Genomic DNA, 2,621 nt, shown 5'->3' on the forward strand with positions numbered 1-2,621 from the left:
TGTTGGCGCCGAGGTAAAACTGAGCCACCGCGCCGACTGAATCGTGAGCCAGGGGTGGAAGCCGACGCAGCAATGGTCGACTGTGGATAAGTGTATGCCTTGCCTTGTTCTGACCTCCTTCGCTTCTGATGATCGAACTCATAGGGCGCGAAGGGCGTAGCCCGTAGCGCCTTGCCACGCGCGGCCGCCGTTAGTCAGTGGCGCCTGTTGGTTCGGCCTTGGTGCCTGCTTTGCGGGTCTGCTCTCGAGCCTTTATGCGCTTCTTCGCCGTGGCGCTGCTGTGCAGGAAGCGATGGCTTTCGTTGCCCGTCTCCACGATGTGGCAGTGATGGGTGAGGCGGTCGAGCAAGGCGGTCGTCATCTTGGCGTCGCCGAACACCGTCGACCATTCAGCGAAGTCCAGATTGGTGGTGATCACCACGCTGGTGTGTTCGTACAGTTTGGACAGCAGGTGGAACAGCAGCGCGCCGCCGGCCTGGCTGAACGGCAGGTAGCCCAGCTCGTCCAGGATCACCAGGTCCATGCGCAGCAGACCACTGGCGATCCGCCCGGCTTTGCCCTGGGCCTTCTCCTGCTCCAGCGCGTTGACCAGATCGACCGTCGAGTAAAACCGCACGCGCTTGCCTTGACGCACGATGCCCGACACCCCCAAGGCCGTTGCCAGATGGGTCTTGCCTGTGCCCGGTCCGCCGACCAGCACGGCGTTGTGCGCCGCCTCGGTGAACTCCAGCGTCGCGAGCTGCTGGATCAGCTTCTGGTCCACCGGCGAGGCATCGAAGTCGAAGCCCGCCAGATCTCGGTGCACCGGGAAGCGTGCAGAGGTCATCTGGTACTGGACCGAGCGCATCGCCCGGTCCGTCGACTCGGCCTGCAGCAGATGCTCTACCAGCCAGCGCGAGGCCTCCAGACCCGAGGCCGGCCCTTGCTCATGCAGATCGCACCAGGCAGCGGCCATACCGTGCAGGCGCAATGCCTTGAGCTCAACGGTCACGTCACGCATGGCCCACCTCCTGGCCACGCAGGCTGTCATAGCGCGCCGTGTTGGCCAGCGGCGGCGTTGCGACCTGCAGCGCCGTCTCGGCGCTTGGCGGCGTTGCCGGCGCATTGAGCCGGCCGAGCACGTTGACGACATGCTCCACACTGACGCGCCCGGATGGAGGGCTGTTCTCCATGGCCAATTCGACCGCCACGATCACGGTATCCAGACCGGCGGTTGCCGCAATGGCCAGCACCTGGGCCATCACACGGTCCCCGCCGTCCTGGCGCAGCAGGCCACGGCGCAGGCGTTGCAGCGCCTCGGGCAGGTCGGCGAAGGGTGCGCCGTTCCTCAACGCGCCGGGCTTGCGCTGCACGAGCGGGATGTAGTGCTGCCAGTCGTAGCGCGTACCGCCCGAATCGCTCATCCGCTCGTGGCGCGAGACGACCGCATCGTCTGCGACAACCACCACGCTGCCCGGGTACAGCCGCGTGCTGACCATCTGCCCGGCCAGCTCGCACGGCACCGAGTAGCGATTGCGTGCCACCGACACCAGGCAGGTGCTCGACACCCGCGCGGGCTTCTCCACGTAGCCATCGAAGGGCTCAGGCATGGGCATCAGGTGGGGCCGCTCGTGCTCGAGCATCTCGGCCACGCTGAACTGGCTGTGCTCGGGGTGCCGCACCTCGTTCCACAGGGCCCGGCAGCGCTCGCCCAGCCAGGCGTTGAGTTCGACGAAGGAGCCGAAGCGGCGCCGGGCCGCCTCGATCCAGATGCGCCGACGGCTGTCCTGCACGTTCTTCTCCACGCGCCCCTTCTCCCAGCCCGAGGCGACGTTGCAGAAGTCGGGGTCGTACAGGTAGTGCGCGCACATCACGGCGAAGCGGGCATTGACGGTGCGACCCTTACCCTTGTGAACCTTATCGACGGCGGTGCGCATGTTGTCGTAGATCCCGCGGCGCGCCACGCCGCCCAGCGCTGCGAACGATCTCGTGTGGGCGTCGAACAGCATCTCGTGGCCTTGGCTCGGGTATGCCACCAGCCAGAACGCACGGCTCGCACACAGCTTCAGGTGCGACACCTGCATGCGGTAATAGATGCCGCCGACGACCAAGCCCTCTTCGCTCCAATCGAACTGGAAGGCCTCGCCGAGTTCGAAGGCCAGCGGCACGAACGCCGTGACGTTGACTGCCTGTCCCTCGCCTTGGCGCCACGCTCGAACGAAGTCAGTGACGGCCGAGTAACCGCCGCCGTAGCCTGCCGCCTTGATCTCGGCATGCAGCGCACGTGCCGTGCGCCTCTCGTGCTTGGGCCGCCTGGCATCGGCCGTCAACGCCTGCTTCAGCGTTGCCTCGAACGCGCTGAGCTTGTTCGGGCGCGCCTCGCGCCGGTACTTCGGCGCTTCGGCAACCGGCGCGCGCAGCCACTTCGACACCGTGTTGCGCGACAGCCCTGTCACGCGCGCTATCTCGCGCTCCGACAGCTTGTCCCTCACGTGCAGCCGACGGATCCTGCCAATCATGTCCATGGTGATCACTCCTCGAACCCCGCTGCGTAAAAAAACAGCAGGGTAGGTTGAACACCTGGCTCACTTTTACTTCGGCACTACCTACAAAACTGGCTCAGTTTCCGGTCGGCGCCAACA

General features: G+C 65.8%; 2 protein-coding genes. Both read right to left on the reverse strand.

Annotated features, from left to right (window positions below; genetic code table 11):
• Window positions 1-190: 190 nt before the first annotated feature.
• Entirely contained in the window at window positions 191-1,000 is an 810-nt protein-coding gene (istB, locus tag AC3A6R_RS27050) for an IS21-like element helper ATPase IstB (RefSeq protein ID WP_487866171.1), read from the reverse strand.
• Entirely contained in the window at window positions 993-2,504 is a 1,512-nt protein-coding gene (istA, locus tag AC3A6R_RS27055; protein ID WP_487866172.1) for an IS21 family transposase, read from the reverse strand. Before istA ends, istB begins: the two co-directional genes overlap by 8 nt.
• Between the last annotated feature and the right edge of the window lie 117 nt (window positions 2,505-2,621).

The organism is Variovorax sp. Soil_C_19 (assembly GCF_057657255.1).

What these genes read in the sequence shown, in the direction of transcription:
- istB (WP_487866171.1), bottom strand. Translation starts at nt 1,000, where the DNA reads ATGCGTGACGTGACCGTTGAGCTCAAGGCATTGCGCCTGCACGGTATG.
- istA (WP_487866172.1), bottom strand. Translation starts at nt 2,504, where the DNA reads ATGGACATGATTGGCAGGATCCGTCGGCTGCACGTGAGGGACAAGCTG.